16 protein-coding genes are annotated in these 19,238 nt (G+C 53.6%); 5 read left to right on the top strand and 11 right to left on the bottom strand.

From position 1 onward, the window contains the following. Positions 1–42 precede the first annotated feature (42 nt). Positions 43–510, top strand: coding sequence for a DUF1097 domain-containing protein (locus ACWWFX_RS01715; protein ID WP_456146005.1), 468 nt, complete (start codon positions 43–45; stop codon positions 508–510). 100 nt (positions 511–610) lie between these two features. Here the strand turns inward: ACWWFX_RS01715 and mglC are convergent, their stop codons facing one another. The 7 genes from mglC to ACWWFX_RS01680 form a co-directional block, all read right to left on the bottom strand. Continuing rightward, a complete protein-coding gene (gene mglC / locus ACWWFX_RS01710) occupies positions 611–1,621 on the bottom strand; it encodes a galactose/methyl galactoside ABC transporter permease MglC (RefSeq protein WP_015963738.1) in 1,011 nt (336 codons plus the stop codon). Between the two features lie 15 nt (positions 1,622–1,636). Next, entirely contained in the window at positions 1,637–3,157 is a 1,521-nt protein-coding gene (gene mglA, locus ACWWFX_RS01705) for a galactose/methyl galactoside ABC transporter ATP-binding protein MglA (protein WP_276219830.1), read from the bottom strand. 102 nt (positions 3,158–3,259) lie between these two features. Continuing rightward, positions 3,260–4,258, bottom strand: coding sequence for a galactose/glucose ABC transporter substrate-binding protein MglB (mglB, locus tag ACWWFX_RS01700; protein WP_276219829.1), 999 nt, complete (start codon positions 4,256–4,258; stop codon positions 3,260–3,262). A gap of 293 nt (positions 4,259–4,551) precedes the next feature. Continuing rightward, the gene (gene galS, locus ACWWFX_RS01695; protein WP_276219859.1) at positions 4,552–5,574 is read right to left on the bottom strand and encodes an HTH-type transcriptional regulator GalS; all 1,023 of its coding nucleotides are present in this window, start codon (positions 5,572–5,574) and stop codon (positions 4,552–4,554) included. Positions 5,575–5,729: 155 nt separating this feature from the next. Beyond that, positions 5,730–6,887 (bottom strand): DUF418 domain-containing protein YeiB, encoded by a 1,158-nt coding sequence (gene yeiB, locus ACWWFX_RS01690; protein ID WP_473223046.1) that lies wholly within the window; start codon positions 6,885–6,887, stop codon positions 5,730–5,732. Between the two features lie 14 nt (positions 6,888–6,901). Continuing rightward, positions 6,902–7,570 carry a GTP cyclohydrolase I FolE gene (gene folE, locus ACWWFX_RS01685; protein ID WP_041686408.1) on the bottom strand — a complete coding sequence of 223 codons (669 nt, stop codon included), beginning with the start codon at positions 7,568–7,570 and terminating at the stop codon, positions 6,902–6,904. 102 nt (positions 7,571–7,672) lie between these two features. After that, positions 7,673–8,821, bottom strand: coding sequence for a YbfB/YjiJ family MFS transporter (locus ACWWFX_RS01680; protein ID WP_276219827.1), 1,149 nt, complete (start codon positions 8,819–8,821; stop codon positions 7,673–7,675). A gap of 138 nt (positions 8,822–8,959) precedes the next feature. Between ACWWFX_RS01680 and fghA the strand changes: the two genes are divergently transcribed. Then, on the top strand, positions 8,960–9,796 hold the full coding sequence (gene fghA, locus ACWWFX_RS01675) for an S-formylglutathione hydrolase (RefSeq protein ID WP_473223045.1): 837 nt from the start codon (positions 8,960–8,962) through the stop codon (positions 9,794–9,796). Positions 9,797–9,928: 132 nt separating this feature from the next. On the opposite strand, the gene cirA is transcribed toward fghA, so the two are convergent. From cirA to yieE, 3 genes are all read right to left on the bottom strand, one after another. Further along, a complete protein-coding gene (gene cirA / locus ACWWFX_RS01670) occupies positions 9,929–11,899 on the bottom strand; it encodes a catecholate siderophore receptor CirA (protein ID WP_473223044.1) in 1,971 nt (656 codons plus the stop codon). Positions 11,900–12,237: 338 nt separating this feature from the next. Continuing rightward, a complete protein-coding gene (locus ACWWFX_RS01665) occupies positions 12,238–13,707 on the bottom strand; it encodes an amino acid permease (protein ID WP_473223043.1) in 1,470 nt (489 codons plus the stop codon). Between the two features lie 164 nt (positions 13,708–13,871). Further along, the gene (yieE, locus tag ACWWFX_RS01660) at positions 13,872–14,741 is read right to left on the bottom strand and encodes a DNA-binding transcriptional regulator YeiE (protein WP_276219823.1); all 870 of its coding nucleotides are present in this window, start codon (positions 14,739–14,741) and stop codon (positions 13,872–13,874) included. A 118-nt stretch (positions 14,742–14,859) separates the two neighbouring features. Between yieE and ACWWFX_RS01655 the strand changes: the two genes are divergently transcribed. From ACWWFX_RS01655 to ACWWFX_RS01645, 3 genes are all read left to right on the top strand, one after another. Then, a complete protein-coding gene (locus ACWWFX_RS01655; protein WP_276219822.1) occupies positions 14,860–15,909 on the top strand; it encodes a YeiH family protein in 1,050 nt (349 codons plus the stop codon). Between the two features lie 80 nt (positions 15,910–15,989). Beyond that, the gene (gene nfo / locus ACWWFX_RS01650; RefSeq protein ID WP_473223042.1) at positions 15,990–16,847 is read left to right on the top strand and encodes a deoxyribonuclease IV; all 858 of its coding nucleotides are present in this window, start codon (positions 15,990–15,992) and stop codon (positions 16,845–16,847) included. A 2-nt stretch (positions 16,848–16,849) separates the two neighbouring features. Continuing rightward, positions 16,850–17,944, top strand: a complete 1,095-nt coding sequence (locus ACWWFX_RS01645; protein WP_473223041.1) for a sugar kinase — start codon at positions 16,850–16,852, stop codon at positions 17,942–17,944. 22 nt (positions 17,945–17,966) lie between these two features. On the opposite strand, the gene ACWWFX_RS01640 is transcribed toward ACWWFX_RS01645, so the two are convergent. Next, positions 17,967–19,217: a NupC/NupG family nucleoside CNT transporter gene (locus ACWWFX_RS01640; protein ID WP_276219819.1), complete on the bottom strand. Its 1,251-nt coding sequence runs from the start codon at positions 19,215–19,217 to the stop codon at positions 17,967–17,969. Between the last annotated feature and the right edge of the window lie 21 nt (positions 19,218–19,238).

Raw genomic sequence — 19,238 nt, 5'->3', positions numbered from 1 at the left:
TAAGGATGAGGACCGGCCTGTTCATGCAGGCCGGGATTAACCATGAGTACACTTGTCGCTATTGCCCTCACTACCGGTATTTTATCGGGAATTTGGGGCTGGGTCGCCGTGACATGGAGCCTGCTCAGTTGGGCAGGGTTTCTGGGTTGTACCGCCTATTTTGCCTGCCCACAGGGTGGGGTGAAAGGTCTGGGAATATCTCTGTGTACTGTAATGAGTGGTGTGTTTTGGGCAGAAGTGATTATCTACGGCAGTCAGCTATCTCCTGAGTGGGCCATGCTGGGGTATTTACTTACAGCTGTCGTGGCTTTCGTGATGTGTATTCAGGCGAAAAGTCAGTGGCTCTCTTTTGTTCCAGGCACGTTTATTGGCGCATGTTCTACCTTTGCCGGTCAGGGAGACTGGCAGGCGGTAGTCCCGTCACTTTTAGTGGGTCTGCTGTTTGGTTACGCGATGAAAAATAGCGGTTTATTACTCGCCGAACGTTGGCCAAAGCCGAAAAAATCGTAACAACTGCCAGATGGCGCGTTGCTTATCTGGCCTACAAAATCAATGCATTACCAGGATAATGTAGGCCGGGTAAGCGTAGCGCCACCCGGCAATTACAGCGTTATTTCTTACGCGCGTATTTCAGTGAATCCAGCGCCACGGCGAAGATGATAATCGCCCCTTTAATAATGTACTGCCAGTACGGGTTAACGCCGATATAGGTCAGGCCGTAGTTGATAACCGTAAAGATAATCACACCGGTCACCACGCCAAGCACGGTACCCACGCCGCCGCTGAAGGAAACACCGCCCACCACGCAGGCTGCAATGGCATCCAGCTCATACATAAAGCCAAGGTTGTTTGTTGCCGACCCGATACGCCCCGCTTCCAGCAGGCCGCCGAAAGCATAGAACACACCCGACAGCGCATAAATCACCAGCAGGTTTACCGCCACGTTTACGCCGGAAACTTTTGCTGCCTCTGGGTTGCCACCGATGGCGAAGATATTTTTACCGAAGCGGGTTTTGTTCCACAGCACCCAGACAAATGCCACGGCAATCAACGCGTAGAAGGTGATATACGACAGACGGAAACTGCCGAGCGCAATAAAGCCCTGAGCAAAGGTTGAGAAGCCGCTATCAAAGCCAGAGATCGGCGATGCGCCCACGAAGTCGTAATACAGAGAGTTAATCCCGTAAACGATAATCATGGTGCCGAGCGTGGTAATAAACGGCGTCACGTTCAGATAAGCAATGATTATGCCGTTGATCAGGCCGATAATCGCGCCAATCGCGCAAACAATCAGGATAACCAGCGCAATCGGCATGGTCGCCATTTCCGGGAAGACCTTGTTGGCGTTATCGACGGATTGCAGCAGCGTCGCGGCGATGACCGCCGCCAGCCCCACCTGGCGACCAGCAGAAAGGTCGGTACCCTGAGTGACAATCAACCCCGCCACGCCGAGCGCGATAATAATACGCACAGAAGATTGGGTCAGGATGTTACTTAAGTTAAGCAAACTTAAAAACGTCGGGTCCTGGAAAATAATAATTGCCAGCAGAACCAAAAGAACGACGTAAATACCGCCCTCTTTCAGATAAGTGAGAAAGCTTTTTTTATTTAACGCACTCATGTCGAGCCCCTGATCTTAAAGGTGCAATGACGCAAGACGGAGAATTTCGTTTTGCGTTGTTGTTTTTGTTTCAACAATTCCGGCAACCAGACCGTTGCTCATTACCAGAATACGATCGGTAATACCCAGCAATTCCGGCATTTCGGATGAAATAATAATGATCCCTTTATCTTTCTTCGCCAGCTCGGCAATCAGCTGATAAATTTCAAATTTCGCACCGACGTCAATTCCACGGGTCGGTTCATCCAGCATTAAAATCTCAGGCTGCGTTAAGAGCCAACGGCCAATAATGACCTTTTGCTGGTTACCGCCCGAGAGCGAACCAATTTGCGTATGGTGGCCCGGCGTTTTCACGCGCATGGAATCAATGACCCATTGGGTATCGCTCTTCATGCGTGAATTATCGAGAAGCCCGACTTTGTTTTTATAATTTTTAATATTTGAAATCAGCGAGTTAAAGCCGATATCCAGATAAGCATAAATACCGGTTGAGCGACGCTCTTCGGTCACCAGCGCAAAGCCGTTATTAATGGCTTCATTGGCGTTGTGGTTATTAATTTTTTTGCCGTGCAGCGTGATGGTACCGGACGATTTTTCGCGCACGCCAAACAGCGTTTCAACGATGTCGGTACGTTTTGCCCCCACCAGCCCGGCAATACCCAGAATTTCACCTTTACGCAACTGGAATGAAATATCGCGGATGGAAGGCTGACGCAGCGAGGTCAGGTTCTGCACGTCCAGAATAACTTCACCCGGCGTATTGGAACGATCCGGGAAGCGCTGGTTCAACGAGCGGCCCACCATCATGGCGATGATTTTGTCCATATCCAGCCCTTCCAGCGGCTGGGTGGCGATCCACTGGCCATCGCGCAGAACGGTGATTTCATCACACAGCTGAAAGATCTCTTCCATTTTGTGAGAGATATACACAATGCCGCAGCCACGATCTTTCAGCTTGCGAATAATCGTAAACAGGTGATTAACTTCTTTCTCAGTCAGAGACGAAGTCGGCTCATCCATGATCACGATTTTGGCGTTATAGGAAAAGGCTTTGGCAATTTCAATCATCTGCATTTGCGAAACGGACAGCGTGCCGACGCGCGCGCGCGGGTCAATATCGATATCCAGTTCATCAAAAATCGCTTTGGTGTCGCGATACATTTTTTCCTGATCGACAAACATGCCTTTTGCCGGGTAACGACCCAGCCACATATTGTCCATCACGGAGCGTTGCAGTACCAGGTTCAGTTCCTGGTGCACCATTGATATACCATTTTCCAGCGCTTCTTTCGCCGAATGGAAATCAATCTCTTTGCCCTGAAAAATAATGCTACCGGAATCTTTTTGATAGATCCCAAACAGACATTTTAATAACGTCGATTTACCGGCACCGTTTTCCCCCATAAGCGCATGGATAGAATGCGGGCGGACCTTTAAATTGACATTATCGAGTGCTTTAACGCCTGGAAACGACTTGTTGATATGACTCATTTCCAACAAGAATTCGCCCGACGACTCTCTATTATCGCTGACCATAGTTTTACCTGGCTGCTGGTTTTTAATGGCTATTTATACAAAATAGCCATGGTCTTAATCGGTAATAAAGGGCGTACGCACGCACGCCCAAAGAAAATAAAATTACTTGTTGGTAAATTCGCTGAGGTTTTCTTTATCTACGCCAACATACGGTACGCGAACCACTTTATTTTCGATTTTCCAGTTCGTGCCTTCCGCCGCTGCTTTACCATCGGCCAGGTTTTTCGCCAGATCGAAGGTGGCTTTTGCCTGGTTGTTAGCATCGTTCAGAACCGTACCGGCCATTGCGCCGGATTTAACCAGCGCCAGCGCTTCTGGCAGGGCATCGACGCCGAAGACCGGAATGCTGCTCTTGTTGTGCGCTTTCAGCGCTTCAACTGCACCCATTGCCATCGCATCGTTGTTGGCGATAACCACTTCGATTTTGTTGGCATTCGGGCCAGAGAGCCAGGCGTCCATTTTGTCTTTCGCCTGTGCGGTATCCCACATGGCGGTATCTAACTGCAGCTGCTGGGTTTTCAGCCCTTTGTCATTCAGCTCTTTGATAACGTAGGTGGTACGCGCTTCAGCGTCCGGGTGTCCCGGTTCGCCTTTCAACAGTACGAACTGTACCTGACCATCTTTGTTCAGATCCCAGTTCGGGTTAGCCGCCCAGTGTTTGGCAATCAGATCGCCCTGGATAATGCCGGACTCTTTGGAGTCGGTACCGACGTAAAACGCTTTGTCGTAGCTGTCCAGCGCCTTACGGGAAGGTTCTTTGTTGAAGAAAACAATAGGCACATTCTGGCCACGCGCTTTCTCAATCACGGTGCCTGCCGCTGCCGGGTCAACCAGGTTAATCGCCAGCGCTTTTACGCCCTTCGCCAGCAGGACGTCAATCTGGTCGTTCTGCTTGGACTGGTCGTTCTGTGAGTCGTTCATCAGCAGCTGTACGTCCGGCGCTGCTTTGGCGTCTTTCTCGATAGCTTTGCGGACCACGGACATAAAGTTATCGTCATACTTATAAATCGTCACACCAATGCGGGTATCAGCAGCGTGCGCCGCGGCACCGAATAACATGCTTGCCATCACGGCAGACAGGGTTAACACCTTCTTATTCATGGTATCTCCGGTTTTATTATGCAGGGTAGTTCGTATGGAAAAAGTCGGCGGGCAGTGTTACCGAAACGTTACTGCACGACGAAATTTATTCTTAAGTAAAATTACTCTTCCGTGGTCGATAACGCTCCAGAGTGCGCTTTATTGCTTGTTTTCGGCTTTACTGCTATAGAAAAAGTGATTAATCACCGTGACGTAACTTTCGGCCTTTACAAACGCTGACATCATAGTCAGCGTAATGTTAATATACTGTGAAATCACTCACAGATTGAAAACGGTTACATCGGGTCATGAAATCAGTTAGTGACGGGCAGCACAGATTGCCGCTGAGCCACCGAATGACGTCGCACCAGCGTAGGCATAAAACAATGCGTTGCCGACGCATCAAGTTTTCCTGCCGCGCCCAGTAAAGCCAGTTCAGTCGCCAGTTTAGCCATGGAAACAATCGGGTAGCGAATGGTGGTGAGTTGCGGATCGGTGTAACGCGCCAGCGGAATATCATCAAAACCGATAACTGAAACCTGCTGCGGCACCGCAATACCGTTATCTTTTAACGCAGTGAGTGCGCCAGCGGCCATATTATCGTTATAGGAAAACACCGCCGTCAGGCCCGGATTGCGCCCCAGCAGTTCAACCATTGCGGCTTCCCCACCCTGCATATCCGGCGACCCGGTACCTATCCAGCTATCAGGTGCCGTGATGCCCTGCTCGCGTAATGCGCGTTGCCAGCCTTCACGGCGCAGGTCTTCATCTTCAATCTGATGGCTGGAGGCAAGATAACCAATGCGCTGGTGACCATGATTCAACAATGTGCGCGTCGCCATGACGGCACCACTCACATTGTCCAGCCCCACGCAGCGATGCGCATATCCCGGCACGATGCGGTTAATCAGCACCATTCCCGGAATGTGATCCATAAAATCACCCAGCTCGCGATCGCTAAGGGCTTTTGAGTGCACAATAAGCGCGCTGCACCGCTGGCGGATCAATACCTCAATGGCATTACGCTCTTTTTCCGCTTCATGGTAGCTGTTGCCGATAAGGACATATTTTTGCTGCAACTGGGCAATGGTATCGACGGCTTTTACCAGCGCGCCAAAAAAGGGATCGGAGACGTCCATCACCACCACCCCGATGGTATCGCTCACCTGCGTCGCCAGCGCCTGCGCATTGGCGTTAGGCCGATAGCCCAGCGCCGCAACCGCTTTCATTACCGTCTCGCGCGTTTCCGGGCTGACCAGCGCGCTGTTATTCAGAACGCGAGAAACCGTTGCCACCGATACGCCCGCCTGACGCGCCACGTCACGAATGGTGATCATCGCCACCACCCTGCTGTGCATTGCTGCCATTCATAGCCAAACCCTCTGTCTGGGAAGAGCGCTATTCTGGCAATGAATGCACCAGCACTACGTGAAGGAGGTCACACGGCTGGAAACGGTTACATCCGTTTTGTTAATGATTGTGATCCAGATCGTTATCTGAATGTTTTACGTAAGGAAACACCGGAGGCGCGTGCAGTAAGCTGACGCCACAGCCATTCGAGTGGCCCCTGGCGAAAATAACGCAGCCACAGCAGCGAGAAGACAATGTTAACCAGCCAGACCGGCACGACAAATGCCAGCAGCGTCAGGCGGTCAAATTTCATAAACAGATCAAACCGATAGAACAGCGTGGTGCAGATAAGTGTTTGTAGAATGTAGTTTGAGAGCGCCATCCGCCCGACGCAGGCGATAGCGATGACCAACCTGGAGTGACAAATTTGCGGCCAGTAGCCCCACGCCAGCGCCGCATAGCCCAGCGTTTGCAGTGGCGCGCTCAGTTCGCGTGGTGCCTGTAACAGAAAAGCACACCAGCGATAATCCCATCCCAGTTGCCACTGCGCGACAATCGCCGGCAGGTTGATCAACATGCCGATAGCAATCAGCGATGCGCCGGTGCGTCGGTAATGTCGCAGGCTAAATTGCCCTTTCAGCCAGCCGCTGCGCATCAGCGCCGCGCCCATCAGCATCATCCCCGCCAGCTGCCAGCCATACTGTGCGCCAAGCGCCAGCAGATTCGCGGACAACATATCTACCCGGTTGCTGATTGCTTCCCTGCCGCCGTTCACCTTCCAGAAGTGTTCATAAAGCAGCGTGGAGGCATCCGGCACCCAGGAGCGGCTCTGGCCCGAGTCGGCAATCAGCCCCAGCAGCACCAGCAGGCCGACGCCCACCAGATACAGCATCGCCCCGGTCTTAAACAGTGATTTCACATCGCGCGCTTCACGGATTAAACGCCAGCTGATTAATCCAACCAGCGCGTAGGCCAGCAGAATATCGCCATCCCAAAGGAGCAAACCGTGAATAAAACCGAGTAAAGCGAGCAGCGTTAACCGCGACTGGATCCAGCGTTTACCGCGGGGCATAAGCAGTTGCAACCCGGCACCAAACAGCAGCGCAAACAGCGTGAGGAATTTGACCTGCGCAAAGAGGTCGAGCACCGCCCAGGTCCAGGCATCGCTTGAGGTGATATCGCCATACCAGGCGGGATTAAGATAGGCGGCTTTGGGCAAGCCAAAGCCGTTTATATTCAGCAGCAGGATACCGAGGATAGCCACGCCCCGCACAAAATCCAGGGTGACATTTCGTTCCATGTATCCTGCCCCGCTTAGTTGTGGTGGCGTACGGCGCGCAAGAATTCCTGACGGGTATTCTGGCTGGATTTAAACAGGCCGCCAAGCGACGTCGTGGTGGTCGCGCTGGTGGCATCGCGAATACCGCGCGCTTTCACGCAGTAATGCACCGCATCAATGGAAACCGCCACGTTGTTGGTCCCGAGCAGGGTTTGCAGCGCGGTGAGAATTTGCTGCGTCAGACGCTCCTGCACCTGTGGGCGCTGAGCGAAGAACTGCACGATACGGTTGATTTTGGACAAGCCAATCACCGACTCTTTCGGGATGTACGCCACCGTTGCTTTACCATCGATGGTCACAAAATGGTGTTCACAAGTGCTGGTGAGGGTGATATCGCGCACGGTCACCATCTCATCAACCTTCATCTTGTTTTCAATGACGGTGATTTTCGGGAAATTGGCGTAATCGAGGCCAGAGAAAATCTCATCCACATACATTTTGGCAATGCGATGCGGGGTTTCCATCAGACTGTCATCACTCAGATCGAGATTCAGCAACTGCATAATCTCGGTCATATGCCCTGAAATCAGACGCTTACGGGTTTCATTATCCATTTCGCGCACCGGCGGGCGCAGCGGCGTTTCCAGTCCACGGGCCACGAGGGCTTCATGAACCAGTGCAGCTTCTTTACTCAGTGATGACATCTTTTCTTTCTCCAGCAGGTGGGGCGCTCCGCCCTTCATGGGGCAAAGTTTGCACTTATTGTGCGTGAGGCCGCGCACATAATCCAGTATTCGTAACGATAATTATTGCAATTGCTGCTGCCTTGCATGCTCCGGTCGCCATACCAGCACGCCGCCGATAAACAGCGCCAGCGCCGCGACCCCAAGCGCTGGGTCCAGGCGATGCGTAAGCCAGGTCGACAGTGCCGAGGTCATTGGGCCAACCAATTGACCTACGGCATAGCCGGTAGTCAGCAATCCGGCCATATAGCGTGAGTGACGCGGCGCCAGCTCCCGACCATATAACAGCGAAAGCTGCACCGCGCAAAGGAAGCCGCCGCCCACCAGCGCTGCGCCCAGGGCTAAGCCCGGCAAACCAGGTACCAGCCATGCGAACAACACGCCAAGCCCCTGTAACCACAATACCACCGCCAGACGGTGGTGGCTCTGCCCCACATGACGCATCGCAATACTCAGGGCGATACCGATAACCGACGCGAGGCCAAATATCGGCCAGACAAACTGCGCAAACAGGCTACCGGGAAAACGCTGCGCGGCCATTTGTGAGAGAAAGGTCGCAGGCAAAATATAGCCGAATCCTGCCAGGCTGTAGCTCCAGACCAGACGTTTAAGGTCGGCGGTGAGATGCAGCGGCTCGGGCTTTATGCCCGACGGATGCAGCGCGCCAGGACGCGGCAACCAGCGGACGACCAGTATAATCAGCACTAACGCCAGCAGGCCGTAAAGCAGCCAGCCCTGCGACGCGGCAAGCGACTGAGAGTGGATCCACACCGCCAGCAGGCCGCTGAGGGCAATCCCCGCCCCCGGCCCGGCGAACACTGCGGCGCTCAGCCCGGCATGGCCCAACTGCGCAAGACGCTCGTTGGTCCAGGCGGCGGTTAGCACCAGCGCCCAACCGCTCATACATCCCAGAATCAGGCGCAGCACACCGTGTAGCCAGGCATTATCGGCCCATGCGGAAAGCAGCGTGAACACCACCGCCCCGGCAATGCCCAGATACAGGCGCGTCTCGACGTGACGCTGCGCGCGCATGGCATCCCACGCGCCAATCAGATAGCCCAGATAGTTCATCGCCGCGACCAGCCCGGCACTGGTCAGCGTGAGCTGGTTGTCGGCAATCATTAATGGCACCTGGGGCGTAAAGGCAAACCGCCCTATCCCCATGATAACCACCAACACCGTAAAGCCACTGAATGCGATTCGTAAGGCCATACCGCCTCAATTGTTAACAATAAGTTATACGTATGATGCGACATATCAAGACGATGCGGAAGTGAAAGTTACTCAACGGCGATGAATTATCTGTATGATGATCCCAGTATTTCTGATTTTGAATATAAGGAGCCTTGCATGGAATTGCTTGAAGAACATCGTTGTTTTGAAGGCTGGCAACAACGCTGGCGGCACGACTCCACTACGTTGAACTGCGCCATGACGTTCAGCATCTTTTTACCGCCAACGAATGGAACAACGCCGCCACCGGTACTTTACTGGCTGTCGGGTTTGACCTGTACGGACGAGAACTTTACCACTAAAGCCAACGCGCAACGCGTTGCCTCCGAGCTGGGGATGGTGCTGGTGATGCCCGATACCAGCCCGCGCGGCGCGGATGTCGCGAATGATGACGGCTATGATCTGGGCCAGGGCGCGGGTTTTTATCTGAACGCCACGCAGCAGCCGTGGGCAGCACATTTCCGGATGTATGACTACATTCGCGATGAACTGCCAGCACTGATTCAGGATAAATTTAATGTCAGCGATCGCTGTGCTATCAGCGGACACTCAATGGGCGGGCACGGCGCACTGCTGCTGGCGCTGAAGAATCCGGGCAAATATGTCAGCGTATCGGCGTTTGCACCCATTGTGAACCCCGGCAATGTGCCATGGGGTAAGAAAGCGTTTACAGCGTATCTGGGCGAGGATCAATCCGCCTGGCCGCAGTGGGACAGCTGTGCGTTGTTACATGCCAGCCAGGCTGACGCGGCAACACCGATGCTCATCGATCAGGGCGACAGCGACCAGTTCCTGGCCGATCAATTGCAGCCTGCGGTATTCGCGGAGATCGCACGACAAAAAGACTGGCCGCTAACCCTGCGCATTCAGCCGGGTTACGATCACAGCTACTTCTTTATTGCGTCGTTTATTGAGGATCATCTGCGCTTCCATGCGCAGTATTTGTTGAAGTAAGCGTGGGTTGCCGGATGGCGCTAACGCTTATCCGGCCTACGAGTGTGTGCGGTCGGTGGATTTACCCGAATACACATAACCCGTAGGTCGGATAAGGCGTAGCCGCCATCCGACATTACCGCTACCGCACCATCAGAAGCGGTAATCCACCGCCATAAAGTAGCGACGACCATCTTCGTTATAGCTGTAGTCATCACGACTCAGGTCTTTATCCCCCAGGTTCAGCACACCCGCACGCAGCTTAACGTTTTGCGTGGCCTGCCATGCGCCGCCCATGTCCCACGTCGTGTAGCCGCCCGGTGTTTTCGAGGTTGCGCTCACCGCACGCTGTTCACCGTTGTAACGCGCCGCCAGATAGAACGACCAGTCCTGTACCGGCGTCCAGTCTACGCGACCGTTAGCCGTATGGAACGGCAGCTCCTGCAACGGTTTATTCCCGCCATTACTGAGATCGCGACCATCGTTATAGGTGTAGTTCAGCGTCACTTTCCACTGCTCGCCAAACGGGACTTTCAGCTCGGTTTCCACACCCTGAATTCGTGCTTTATTCACGTTGTAATAGGCGAAAATTGGCTTGCCGCTGGAATCAAAGCCGACAAAGTTGGAATAGCCAGGCGCTGCGCTGACATCAGAAGTACGCGCAATGTTGATCATATCTTCCACATCGTTGCGGAAGGTGGTCACGCTACCCTGCACGCCTTCCAGCCAGCCCTCTTCACCCTGATAGTAGAGGCCGATTTCCCAGCTTTCGCTGGTTTCGGGTTTCAGGTCAGGGCTGCCGACGATACGGCAGCCGCCACGGCAGGAGTTGGTCGTCCAGTCCGGGCTCAATTGCAGCAATGATGGCGCTTTAAAGGCCGTCGCCCAGCCGCCTTTCACCGTAATGGTATCCGTCGCGCTATACACGAGGTAAGCACGCGGGCTCCAGTGATCGCCATAGGTTTCGTGATCGTCCATACGAATACCGGTGGTCAGCGCCAGCGGTTCCAAAATACGCCACTCATCTTCAATAAACAGCGCGTACTGGCTGGCTGACGTTTCGCTGCTGGTTCCGCCGGTCAGGTTAACCGGATCTTTCAGTTTGTCGTGTCGCCATTCCCCACCGAACGTGATCAACTGGTTGATAGCGCCTACCGGCAGCACATATTTACCGTCAATGGTGTTGCTTTCCGAGGTGATCGGGCTGCTGTTGCCGGGGTTCTTGTTATCGACTTTTTCACCGTAGAACTTCAGCTCGCTGTTACCGACATCCCAACGACCGTTATGACTCAGGGAATAGTTTTGACGCTCAAGACGGTTCTGATCCAGCGAATCTGAATTTCTGTCCTGACGGTCAAAACCGTAACCGGCGGTGATATCCTGATTATCCGTGGGTGTCCAGGCAAATTCGACGTTGGCATCGCGGCTGGTGAAACCTTCGATACGCGGCGTTTCACCGGTGGCGCTGGTGGTGGACGATTCCTGCTTATCTTTCTCACGTTTGGAGAGGCTACCAAAGGCTTTCACCCCCAGTACGCCATCCACCAATGGGCCGCTGGTAAAGAACTGGCCGTTGTAAGTATCGCCGCGATCGCGGTTTTCCTGAATGGTGGTATCAGCCGTGATGCTGCCCGTCCACTTCTGACCAATTTTTTTGGTGATGATATTCACCACGCCGCCCAGCGCATCGGAACCGTAGAGCGAAGACATCGGCCCGCGCACCACTTCGATACGCTCGATGGAATCTGCCGGGATCCAGTTCAGATCGAAGTCGTTATGGCGGAAAACGGCATTGCGCGAATTCACGCGTTTGCCATCGATAAGAATCAGGGTGTAGCTGCTGTCGAGGCCGCGAATACTCACGCCCTGGCGGTTATCGCCTTCATTGGTGAGCTGTACGCCCGGCACTTCCTTGAGGATATCTTTCAGGTTTTGCACCGGCTTGCGTTGCAGATCTTCCTGAGTGATCACGCTGATACTGGCGGGGGCATCTTTGACGCTCTGCTCGGTTGCAGCAGCGGTGACGACCATTTGTTCGCCTTCAGTGGCGGCGGTAACCGGCAGCGCCAGTGACAAAGCGGACACGCAGAGCCCGCCCCGGACGAAGGGGTTTAACCTGAACATTCCAAATCTCCATGAGGTGAATACGTAATTATTTCAAAAGGGTATTGCTCACACTGACTGCTTCACGCTGCTGACCTTCAGCGCTTATTTTTTTATGCAGATGTGGCTGTCGCCTCTTGTCGGTCACGATTTACCGTAAGAGAGGGAGTGGCTTCATCCAGTATTAACGCGGGTGATGATAAAGAGAATGATAACAATTATCAATTAAGTTATTTAAAGTTATGTCAATATGTAATCGTTTAATTCTATCAATACGGGAATAATCTTAGGCGGGATGTAATTTAGGGTAAAAAAAAGCCCTCTTTGCGTGAAGAGGGCTTCTTAGACAGCGGCGCTAATTATTTCTTAAAGCGCTCCGGGAAGTGCATTTCGCTGTAGCGAACGAAGCGTGTTCCACGGCTCAGCTTGTAGCCGAACCAGATAATCAGGAACAGCGGGATACCGATATAGGTAGCTGCAACGCCGCCCCAGTCGATGGTATCGGCCAGGAACGCTTCATAGTTCTGGCCCAGGGTGATAATCAGGCACAGTACGAAAGCGAAGATCGGCCCCAGCGGGAAGAACCCGGAACGGTACGGCAGATCGTTAATATCGTGCCCCTGCATCACATAACCGCGACGGAAGCGATAGTGACTGATGGCAATCCCCAGCCAGGCGATGAAGCCCGTCATCCCGGAGGTATTCAGCAGCCACAGATAAACGGTCTGGTTACCGAACATAGAGGTCAGGAAGCACAGACCCGCAATCACCGTGGTCGCGTACAGCGCATTACGCGGCACTCCGCCTCTCGACAACTTAGAGAAGATGCGCGGCGCTTTACCGTCGCACGCCAGGGTATAAAGCATACGCGTTGATGCGTACATCCCGGAGTTACCCGCAGACAGTACCGCCGTCAGGATAACGGCGTTCATCACCGCAGCCGCAGAAAGCAGACCCGCATGCTGGAATACCAGAGTGAACGGGCTAACGCTGATGTCTTTAACATCGTTACGCAGCAGGCTCGGATCGGTGTAAGGAATAATCAGGCTGATAATCAGGATCGCGAACACATAGAACAGCAGGATTCGCCAGAACACCTGACGCACCGCACGCGGAATGTTTTTCTCCGGATCTTCAGACTCACCCGCCGCGATACCAATCAGCTCGGTGCCCTGGAAGGAGAAGCCGACAATCATTGCCACGCCGATCATCGCCGACAAGCCACCGGCAAATGGCGCATCGCCGGTTGTCCAGTTGCTCCAGCCTACTGGCTCAACGCCTTTGAAGATGCCGACAATCATCATCACGCCCACAATGATGAAGATGATAACGGTGGCGACTTTAATCAGAGAGAACCAGTATTCCGCTTCGCCGAAGCCTTTTACGGAGATGTAGTTGAGCAGGAAAATGACGCACAGGAACAGGGCGCTCCAGATCCAGCCCGGCGTATCCGGGAACCACCAGCTCATCACCAGCTGTGCGGCCACCAGGTCAACGGCGATAGTCACCGCCCAGTTGTACCAGTAGTTCCAGCCCAGCGCGAAGCCGAAGCCTTCTTCGACATAGTTCTGGCCGTAGGTAGCGAACGAACCGGAAACCGGCATATATGCCGCCAGTTCGCCCAGACTGGTCATCAGGAAGTACACCATCAGGCCAATCAGAATGTATGAGAATAACGCCCCGCCGGGGCCTGCTGCGGAAATGGTTGCGCCTGATGCGACAAAAAGACCTGTACCGATTGAACCGCCAATGGCGATCATCGTCAGGTGACGCGCCTTGAGTTCGCGACGGAGCGCGGGCGCTTGTGTGGTTTTAGTTTCGGAAACCATTTGAAAATACTGTCCATCCAAAAATTGAGGCGCGATTGTAGCAGACGAAAAGCCTGTCTTCTGGCAGAAATGCGCAGTTATAAGAGACCTTCATGATGAACGGCCAATTATAAGTAAAGCAGCACATGCTGTTACTGGCGAGTTTCTCGCCAGCTGGCGACAGTCTATGAAATGGTGCAGTACGAGAGAAAGCGCAGTAACGCATTAGAAAGATGCTTTTGCCGATGATGAATGCGCCACAGCGTGCGATTCAGCCCCGGTAACGGCACCGTCACTTCCACCAGCTTTCCGCTTTCCAGTTGTTCGGCAATCACCCGGCGTGACAGACAGCTGATACCCAACCCGTGGCGCACCGCATGTTTAATGGCTTCGGAGTTGCCAAGCTCCATTCCCAGGCGGAACTGCGGTAAATGCGAGAGCAGAAGATAATCGACAATTTCGCGGGTACCGGAGCCTTTCTCGCGCAAAATCCACGGCTGTGCCGACAGACGGGCGAGAGTCACCTCCCCTTCCAGTAGTGGCGAATCCGGTGCGGCAAACACCACCAGCTCATCTTCCAGCCAGGGCTCCGCCACGATATCCGCTGAATGACACGGCCCCTCGATAAAACCGATATCGACGCGAAAATCCGCCACGGCATTAATGGCATCCTGACTGTTGCCGACGCTAAGCTCAATCGGCAAATCAGGGAAATCCCGGCGATAGCGGCCGATCATTTCCGGCAAAAGATAGTTACCAATGGTGCTACTGGCGTAGACGCGGATTGCCCCGTTATCTTCGCGGAACAGTTGCTCAATTTCGGTAGCCTGCTCCAGCAATGCCAGCGCGCGCGGATAAAGCAAACGCCCGTGCTCGTTTACCACCAACCGTTTACCGACGCGGTCGAAAAGCTGCACGCTGAGTTGCCCTTCGAGATCGGTTAACGCCGCGCTGACCGCAGACTGCGACAGCGCCAGCATCTGCGAGGCCTGGGTGGTGGAACCGCTTTTGAGTACTTCCGCGAACACTTCAAGCTGTCGCAGCGTGATATGCATATCTTTCCTGCCTGTTCAATCGGCGCTTACCAGTTATTACGATTAATTATAAATATATAATCAATTTTATCTTTAAACCAGTACGGCGTAATCTTTTGCCCAGACAAAGGAGAAGGTTATGGCAGAAATCACATTACGCGAACCTCATCGTACCGTAAGACATTATCTCCCCGGGCTGGCGCTCAGCGCGGTCATCACCGGGGCAGCACTGTGGGCCGGGAGCATTCCCGCTATTTCAGGCGCAGGCTTCAGTGCATTAACGCTGGCTATCCTGCTGGGGATGGTCATCGGTAACACGGTTTACCCTAAAATCTGGCAGCCCTGCGACGGCGGCGTCCTGTTCGCCAAACAGCACCTGCTGCGGCTCGGTATCATTCTTTATGGCTTCCGCCTGACATTTTCGCAAATTGCTGAAGTGGGCGTCAGCGGGATTGCCACGGACGCCCTCACCCTGACCAGCACCTTTTTACTGGCCTGCTGGTTGGGTCAAAAAGTGTTTGGTCTCGATAAACACACCAGTTGGCTGATTGGCGCGGGTAGCAGTATCTGTGGCGCGGCGGCCGTACTGGCGACGGAACCGGTAGTAAAAGCAGAAGCGAGTAAAGTGACCGTGGCAGTGGCGACCGTCGTTATCTTCGGTACGCTGGCTATCTTCCTTTATCCGGCAATGTACCCGCTGCTGGCACACTGGTTCAGCCCGGAAACGTACGGCATCTATATTGGTTCAACCATGCACGAAGTGGCGCAGGTGGTTGCTGCGGGTCATGCGATTAACCCGGAAGCTGAAAACGCGGCGGTGATTTCGAAAATGCTGCGCGTGATGATGCTGGCTCCGTTCCTGCTTATCCTGGCAGCACGCGTAAAACAGCTGGCGCCGGCGGGCAGCGGCCAGAAAAGCAAAATCACTATCCCCTGGTTTGCGGTGCTGTTCATTGTGGTCGCGATTTTCAACTCCTTCCACCTGTTGCCGAAAGCCGTAGTGGATGTGCTGGTGACGCTGGATACGGTATTGCTGGCGATGGCGATGGCGGCGCTGGGCTTAACCACCCACGTGAGCGCACTGAAAAAAGCGGGTGCAAAACCGATGCTGATGGCGCTGGTGCTGTTCATCTGGTTAATCGTCGGCGGTGGCGCAATTAACCTTGCGGTCCACGCCCTGATGGCATAATCCATCACGACTTCTCCCTGTTAACCCGCTATGATTACGGTTTGCTTTCCCCTCCTCTGGCGGGTTTAACAGGAGTCGTTATGAAATACATTGGAGCGCACGTGAGCGCCTCCGGCGGCGTAGCCAACGCCGCCATTCGTGCAGCAGAATTAGAAGCGACCGCTTTCGCCCTGTTCACCAAAAATCAGCGCCAGTGGCGCGCCGCCCCCCTCACCACAGAAGTGATTGATGATTTCAAAGCGGCCTGCGAAAAATACCATTACACCGCCGCGCAGATCCTTCCCCACGACAGCTATCTGATTAACCTTGGTCATCCCGTGGAAGACGCGCTGGAAAAATCTCGCGAAGCCTTTATTGATGAGCTCAGCCGCTGCCAGCAGCTTGGCCTGACGCTGCTGAACTTCCACCCGGGCAGCCACCTGATGCAAATTGATGAAGATAAGTGTCTGGCGCGTATCGCTGAATCCATCAACATCGCGCTGGCGCAAACCGAAGGCGTGACCGCCGTGATTGAAAACACCGCCGGTCAGGGCAGTAATCTCGGTTTTAAATTCGAACATCTTGCAGCCATCATCGACGGCGTAGAAGATAAATCCCGCGTCGGCGTCTGCATTGATACCTGCCACGCCTTTGCCGCCGGTTACGATCTGCGTACCACTGACGAATGTGCAAAAACCTTTGCCGAATTTGAACGTATCGTGGGCTTTAACTACCTGCGCGGGATGCACCTCAACGATGCGAAAAGCGCCTTCGGCAGCCGCGTTGACCGCCATAACAGCCTCGGCGAGGGCAATATTGGCCACAACGCCTTCCGCTGGATTATGCAGGATAACCGTTTTGACGGTATTCCGCTGATTCTGGAAACCACAAACCCGGATATCTGGGCGGAAGAGATTGCGTGGCTGAAAGCGCAGCAGGTTGCTGAAGAGGTGGCGTAAGCATGATTGACAGGGAGAAGCAGATCCTCAACATCCTGCGCCGTAACCCGCTTATTCAGCAAAACGAAATCGCCGACATTTTGCAGGTGAGTCGTTCACGCGTCGCGGCGCACATTATGGATCTCACGCGCAAAGGGTTAATCAAAGGTAAAGGCTACATCCTGACTGAACAGGATTACTGCGTCGTGCTGGGCGCAATCAATATGGATATTCGCGGGGTCGCTGATATCCATTATCCGCAAGCGGCCTCTCAGCCAGGCGATATTCGCTGTTCTGCCGGAGGTGTGGCACGTAATATCGCCCACAATATGGCACTGCTGGGGCGGGATGTTCATTTACTCTCGGCGGTGGGCAGCGATTTTTATGGTGATACGTTGCTTGAGCAAACGCGTCAGGCCGGCGTGAATACCCAGAACTGCATTCGCCTGCATGGGCAAAATACCTCAACCTATTTATCCATTGCCAATCCGCAGGATGAAACGGTCCTGGCCATCAACGACACGCATTTACTTGATGCGCTAACTCCTCAACTTCTCAACGCCTCGCGGGAGCTGCTCACACATGCAGGGGTGATCCTCGTGGACTGCAATCTAACGCCACAAGCGCTGGAGTGGGTCTTTACGCTGGCCGGAAATATTCCGGTATTTGTTGATACCGTCTCAGAGTTCAAAGCGGAAAAAGTTAAAAGCTGGCTGGGCCGTATTCACACGTTAAAACCGACACGCAGAGAACTCGAGATCCTGTGGGGGAACGCTATCAATAATGATGAGCAGCTACGTTATGCTGTTAACGATTTGCACGCTCAGGGCGTACAGCGCATCGTCGTATGTCTGGAAGACGAGTCGGTCTTTTGTAGCGAAAAAGAGGGTGAAGCCTTTGCGCTGACGCCGCCTGCGCATCCGGTGGTGGACAGTTTTGGCGCTGATGATGCACTGATGGCTGGGCTGCTTTATAGCTTCCTCGACGGAAGCGAGTTCAGGGACGGCGCACAATTTGCCGTTGCCTGCGCGGCCTTAGCGCGTGCCAGCATCAGTATCAACAACCCAACGCTCTCAGTGGACAACGCCTGGTATCTGCTAAAAAACAGCGCACAGTAATGTGCGCTGCTAACAGTTTTTATTACCCAAGGCTAATAAAGAAACCCGCAATGGTCGCACTCATCAGATTAGAAAGCGTTGCCGCGGCGAGCGCTCTCACGCCCAACTGCGCGATTTCCGGTGCCCGCTGCGGGGCAATTGCCGAAAAGGCCCCGACAACGACGCCAATCGAACCGAAGTTGGCAAATCCACACAGGGCAAACGAGATAATGGCAATAGTTTTAACGTCCAGAGTTCCGGCGGCCTGTAAGTAGGGTGAAAAACTCAGATAGGCGACAAACTCGTTGATTGCCAGTTTCTGCCCAATCAGGCTACCTGCAAGCGTAGCATCACTCCAGTCAACACCCATAATCCATGCCAGCGGTGCCAGCACATAGCCAAAAATCCCTTCAAGGGATGCATGATCAAAACCAAACCAACTGCCAACGCCCCCGATAATGCCGTTCAGCAACGCGATAATCGCCACAAACGCCATTACGACTGTCGCCACACCGGCGGCAATCTTCAGCCCGGTCATGGCCCCGCTCGCCGCCGCTTCAATAATGCTTTTTGGCGGTGTTTCGGTAAAGGAAAGATTCTCGAACGTTACCTGAGACGCCTCCGTCGCCGGGCTCATCAATCTGGCGAACAGTATGCCACCGGGGATTGCCATTAATGACGCAGCCAGAAGATAGTCAATGGGCACGCCCATTCCGGCGTATCCGATCAACATCGATCCGGCAATCGAGGCCATACCGCTGCAGATAGCGGTAAACAGTTCATTGCGGTTCAACTTCTCAATAAACGGCTTCACGATCGCCGGGATCTCATTCTGGCCGAGGAAAATCGTTGTTACCGCGACAAAAGATTCAACTTTGCTGATATTCAGTGCTTTCTGGAAAATACCGCCAAGAATACGGATCAGCAATCCCATTACGCCGATGTAGTAAAGCAGGCTTATCAGCGCAGTCACAAAGATAATGGCGGGCAAAACACGGAACGCAAAGACAAACCCGGCTCCATCAAAAAGCACATCCATCTTGGGCCCAACCAGTGAGCCAAAAATAAATGCACTCCCGGCATCGCTGTAGGACATCACTTTATGAACACCCATTGCCGCCTGCTCTACCAGCCATTTTCCTGGCGGGAAATAGAGCATGATGCCACCGATGGCAATCTGCAAAGCCAGCGCCGCCCCCACTGTGCGCAGACTAATCCGTTTTTTATTCACCGAGAGTAAAAACGCAATGATCAGGAGTACCGCCATTCCCAGAACACTTCTCATAATATCCATAATGAATACCCTTACCTGGTA

This window comes from Pseudocitrobacter sp. 2023LY-00077 (genome assembly GCF_055796175.1).
The sequence above is the reverse complement of the archived record's forward strand: the minus strand, read 5'-3'. Positions and strand labels throughout refer to the sequence as shown.

What these genes read in the sequence shown, in the direction of transcription:
- ACWWFX_RS01715 (WP_456146005.1), top strand. Translation starts at nt 43, where the DNA reads ATGAGTACACTTGTCGCTATTGCCCTCACTACCGGTATTTTATCGGGA.
- mglC (WP_015963738.1), bottom strand. Translation starts at nt 1,621, where the DNA reads ATGAGTGCGTTAAATAAAAAAAGCTTTCTCACTTATCTGAAAGAGGGC.
- mglA (WP_276219830.1), bottom strand. Translation starts at nt 3,157, where the DNA reads ATGGTCAGCGATAATAGAGAGTCGTCGGGCGAATTCTTGTTGGAAATG.
- mglB (WP_276219829.1), bottom strand. Translation starts at nt 4,258, where the DNA reads ATGAATAAGAAGGTGTTAACCCTGTCTGCCGTGATGGCAAGCATGTTA.
- galS (WP_276219859.1), bottom strand. Translation starts at nt 5,574, where the DNA reads ATGATCACCATTCGTGACGTGGCGCGTCAGGCGGGCGTATCGGTGGCA.
- yeiB (WP_473223046.1), bottom strand. Translation starts at nt 6,887, where the DNA reads ATGGAACGAAATGTCACCCTGGATTTTGTGCGGGGCGTGGCTATCCTC.
- folE (WP_041686408.1), bottom strand. Translation starts at nt 7,570, where the DNA reads ATGTCATCACTGAGTAAAGAAGCTGCACTGGTTCATGAAGCCCTCGTG.
- ACWWFX_RS01680 (WP_276219827.1), bottom strand. Translation starts at nt 8,821, where the DNA reads ATGGCCTTACGAATCGCATTCAGTGGCTTTACGGTGTTGGTGGTTATC.
- fghA (WP_473223045.1), top strand. Translation starts at nt 8,960, where the DNA reads ATGGAATTGCTTGAAGAACATCGTTGTTTTGAAGGCTGGCAACAACGC.
- cirA (WP_473223044.1), bottom strand. Translation starts at nt 11,899, where the DNA reads ATGTTCAGGTTAAACCCCTTCGTCCGGGGCGGGCTCTGCGTGTCCGCT.
- ACWWFX_RS01665 (WP_473223043.1), bottom strand. Translation starts at nt 13,707, where the DNA reads ATGGTTTCCGAAACTAAAACCACACAAGCGCCCGCGCTCCGTCGCGAA.
- yieE (WP_276219823.1), bottom strand. Translation starts at nt 14,741, where the DNA reads ATGCATATCACGCTGCGACAGCTTGAAGTGTTCGCGGAAGTACTCAAA.
- ACWWFX_RS01655 (WP_276219822.1), top strand. Translation starts at nt 14,860, where the DNA reads ATGGCAGAAATCACATTACGCGAACCTCATCGTACCGTAAGACATTAT.
- nfo (WP_473223042.1), top strand. Translation starts at nt 15,990, where the DNA reads ATGAAATACATTGGAGCGCACGTGAGCGCCTCCGGCGGCGTAGCCAAC.
- ACWWFX_RS01645 (WP_473223041.1), top strand. Translation starts at nt 16,850, where the DNA reads ATGATTGACAGGGAGAAGCAGATCCTCAACATCCTGCGCCGTAACCCG.
- ACWWFX_RS01640 (WP_276219819.1), bottom strand. Translation starts at nt 19,217, where the DNA reads ATGGATATTATGAGAAGTGTTCTGGGAATGGCGGTACTCCTGATCATT.